Origin of the sequence: Streptomyces sp. NRRL B-24484, assembly GCF_000717715.1 — a bacterium.
GTDB lineage: Bacteria > Actinomycetota > Actinomycetes > Streptomycetales > Streptomycetaceae > Kitasatospora.
Genome location: NZ_JOAI01000103.1, coordinates 1 through 3,890 on the forward strand (window position 1 = coordinate 1; position 3,890 = coordinate 3,890).

Here is a 3,890-nt window from a genome sequence, read left to right on the forward strand (position 1 = left end):
GCGACACCCCGGGGGTGTTGTCCACGAAATTGGTGATCAGCCAGTTCAGGTTCTGTGCGGCCTGGCTCATCTGACTCAACTCAACGCTCCTGGTGGTTCGAGCCGCCGAAGAGATCGGTGCTGCTGTTCTGGTTGCTGCCGCGACCCTGGTTCGGGTCGAAGCGGAAGCTGCCGGTGGCCCCCGGGTCACCGCCGGCGCTGCGGCCCTGCTCGACGCCGCGGCGCAGGTTGGTCAGGCGGCCGCGGACCTCCTCCGGGTTGCGGGAGACCTGCGGGCCTTCCTGCGGAGTCGGCTTGGCGTTGCCGGGCACGAGGTTCTGCTTGGGCACCCGGCGCGGCAGGCCGGCCGAGGTGGTACCGGAGGTCGACGGCTCGCGGACCTGCTCGGCCCGCTGCCAGCCGCCGTCGTTGGCGGACTGCCAGGCGCTCGACGCGGTCGGACCGGTCGGGCCGTAGCCGCCGAGCGCGGACACGTCGTGGCCGCCCTTCTCGCCGGCGTCGGAGGTGTCCTTGGCACCGGCGAACCAGTTCGGCTTCTCGTCGCCGCCACCGCCGAGGGCACCGCCGCCGCCGGCCAGCTGCTGGCCGGGACGCCGCTGCGGCAGACCGCCGCCGGCCGCGGGAGCCGGGGGCAGCGCGGGCTGCTCCTCGGCGCCGTACGGGTGCCCGGCGGGCCGGTCGGCGCCGCCGGTGCCGTACTGGTCGTCGTAGCCGTACGGCTGGTAGGCGTCGTCCTGGGCGCCCTGCTGCTGCGGGATGCCCGGGTAGCCGTTCCGGTCGTACTGGCCCTGGTACTGGTCGTAGCCGTCCTGGGCGTACTGGTCCTGGCCGTAGCCCTGGTCCTGGTAGCCGGACTGCTCGAAGCCCTGGGCCTGGTACTCGTCGGCGTACGGGGCCTCGGTGGTCTCGATCGCCTCGGCGTCGATGACCTCGTCCTGCGAACCGGGCTCGATGGCGGCGGCACGGCGGCGCTGCGAGCGCTGCATGGACTCCAGCGCGGGGCTGAAGCCGCCGTTGCCGGCGCCGGTCAGGTGGTCGTCGAAGCCGAGCTCGGCGGCGCTGCGCTGGCTCCAGTCGTCCTGCCAGGCCTGGGTCGGCTCCTGCTCGGAGAAGATCCGGGAGACGGTGAACTGCTCCTCCGGCTCCGGCGCGGCGTTCATCGCGGTCAGCCCGATCGGGAGCATGACCAGCGAGGTGGTGCCGGCGGACTCGCCGGACGGACGCAGCTGCACGCGGATGTCGTGCCGCTGGGACAGCCGGCCGACCACGAAGAGGCCCATGCGGCGCGAGATGGTGGCGTCGACCGTGGGCGGCTCGGCCAGCTTCTCGTTGATCTCCGCGAAGTCGTCGGCGGTGAGGCCGATGCCCTTGTCGTGGATCTCGACCAGCACGCGGCCGTCGGGCAGGCGGGTGGCGTTGACCAGGACGCGGGTCTGCGGGCTGGAGAACGTGGTGGCGTTCTCCAGCAGCTCCGCGAGGAGGTGGACGAGGTCGGTCACGGCGGCGCCGATGACCTCGGCCTCCGGGATGCCGGCGAGCTCGATGCGCTCGTACTGCTCCACCTCGGAGGCGGCGGCGCGGAGCACGTCGACCAGCGGGACGGGGGTGTTCCAGCGGCGGCCGGGCTCCTCGCCCGCGAGGACGAGGAGGTTCTCGCCGTTGCGGCGCATACGGGTCGCGAGGTGGTCCAGCTTGAAGAGGTTCTCCAGCTGGTCCGGGTCGGCCTCGTTGTTCTCCAGGTCGGTGATCAGCGCCAGCTGGCGCTGGATCAGGCTCTGGCTGCGGCGCGACAGGTTGGAGAAGATCGCGTTCAGGTTGCCTCGGAGCAGGGCCTGCTCGGCGGCGAGCGACACGGCCTGCGCGTGGACCTGGTCGAACGCGCGGGCGACCTCGCCGATCTCGTCCTTGCCGCGCAGCGGGATCGGCTCGACCGAGGTGTCGACCCGGTCCGGGTCGGTCTTGGAGAGCTTCTCGACCAGGTCGGGCAGACGGTGGTTGGCGATGTCGAGCGCGGCGGTGTTCAGGGTCCGCATGCCGAGGATCATCGAGCGGGCGATGAAGCCGGTGAGCAGACCGGCGAGCGCCAGCGCGGCGATCACGATGCCGGAGTTGAGGAAGGCGTCCGTCTGGGCGCGGTCCTTGATGTTCTGCGCGTCGCCGACGACCTCGTTGAGGAGGGCGGATTCCGTGGCGCGCAGGGCGTTCATGTGGCCGGCGGCGGCCTGGTTCCAGTTCTGGACGGTCAGACCGGCGTTCTTCGCGTTCTCGAAGAGCCGCTCCGCCGCCTCCTTGCCGTCCTGCTGGCCGCGCATGGCGGCGTCGGAGTAGGCCAGGCCGATGTTCATCAGGCCGTTGACGGTCGGGATGCTCTGGTTGTCGGGCATCCGCAGCGGGGCGCGCTGGTCGGCCGCGGCCTGGGCGACCAGGGCGTCCGCGAAGACCTTGGCGTCGTCCGCGGTGGAGCCGGTGGAGAACTCGCTGATGGCGGTCGTCTCGAGCTTGCTCGCCACCAGGAGCGAGATGATCAGTTCCTGGTTCTCGTACTTGGTGACGGTGCCCTGGGCGATGCCGGCGAGCAGGTTGACCATCAGCGCGCGCTGGGTCGAGGCGGAGGCCTTGGCCAGCGACATGGCGTAGATCGCGCGGCCCTTGCTGGTGACGCTGGAGGAGCCGAAGCCGACGGAGTTGTCGATGGCCAGCAGCGGGGCGAACATCACCGAGTAGGCGGCCTGGGTGGCCGAGGCGAGCAGCTCCGGCTTGTAGGCGTTCTCGCGCAGGTGCGGCAGGAAGACGACGAGCTGCTGGAAGGCCGCGTCGCGGCGCTGCAGCGTCTCGTCGTCGGAGATCTTGCCGTAGGCCGTGTTGTACGCCTTGAGGGCGTCGTCGGTCTTCTTGCGGAGTTCGCCGAGCCGGCCCTGCGGGTCGGAGCCGGTGAGGATCGGCACGATCGAGAGGTCGCGCTCGTTCTCCAGGGCGTCCGCGAGGTCGGTCGCGGCGTGTGCGAGCTTCGCGGTCTTCACCGCGCGGTCGGCCTTGTGGAAGTCGTCCAGCGAGGTGTTGACGCGCAGACCGCCGAAGACCAGGCCGATGATGACCGGGACCAGCAGGATCGCGACCAGTCGGGTCGGCACGCGCCAGTTCCGGGGGGCCAGGAACTCGTACCGGCCGCCGCCGCCGCCGTCGCCGCCCGCCTCGGAGCTGCCGGACGAACCGGCCGGGCCCGTGGCGGAGCCGCCCGGGCGGTTGCCCGGGCCGCTGAGTATCTGGGGCGGCGGGCCGGCGGCGCCGCGCGGTTGCGGTCGGTCCTCGGCCGCCGTGAACGCGGAGAAGCCGGCCGGTGCCTGACCGCCGGGTCCCTGCTCGTTCGGGCGGGGCTCGGACCGCCGCTGCGGGGTGTCTGGCTGCTTACGCCTCACTCGACAACAACCTCTCGGCCGATGGTGCGGCCATGAATCAATCCAGCGGCTACCCCCGCCGGCCGCAGCCCGCTGCTGGGTGGAACTGCCATATGGGGTGACTACGGGGTAGCTGGAATTTCAGCACGTGGAGGGATGCGGGACAAACAGCTCTCCGTACCCGAGATGTGCCGAATAAATCGGACATTTAGGGACAGTTGTGGAGCAAGTGGAAGGTCGACAGTGCACAGTGGATCGAGAACCTCACACTGTGTCGCTGTTGATCTCGAAATGCCTACCGAACTGTTATCGACGGAGAAACGCGCGCCCGCTCCCGTGCCCGTGGGGGCACCGGAGCGGGCGCGCTGCATCATCCGTCCTGGGTTCCTGTCCTACCGGAGGCGGGCCAGGAGGGCGTGCTCGACGAGGGTGATGAGTGCGCTCTTGGCGCTGTCCCGGCGTCGGGCGTCGAGGGTGACGATGGGGGTGTCGGGG

General features: G+C 70.8%; 1 protein-coding gene and 1 pseudogene. Both read right to left on the minus strand.

Features of this window, described 5'->3' with window-relative positions; translation table 11 throughout:
- Positions 1 to 80: 80 nt before the first annotated feature.
- A complete protein-coding gene (locus IE98_RS0141275; protein ID WP_052391621.1) occupies positions 81 to 3,416 on the minus strand; it encodes a nitrate- and nitrite sensing domain-containing protein in 3,336 nt (1,111 codons plus the stop codon).
- A gap of 371 nt (positions 3,417 to 3,787) precedes the next feature.
- Positions 3,788 to 3,890, minus strand: a pseudogene (locus tag IE98_RS0141280) (ATP-binding protein); the annotation flags it as partial.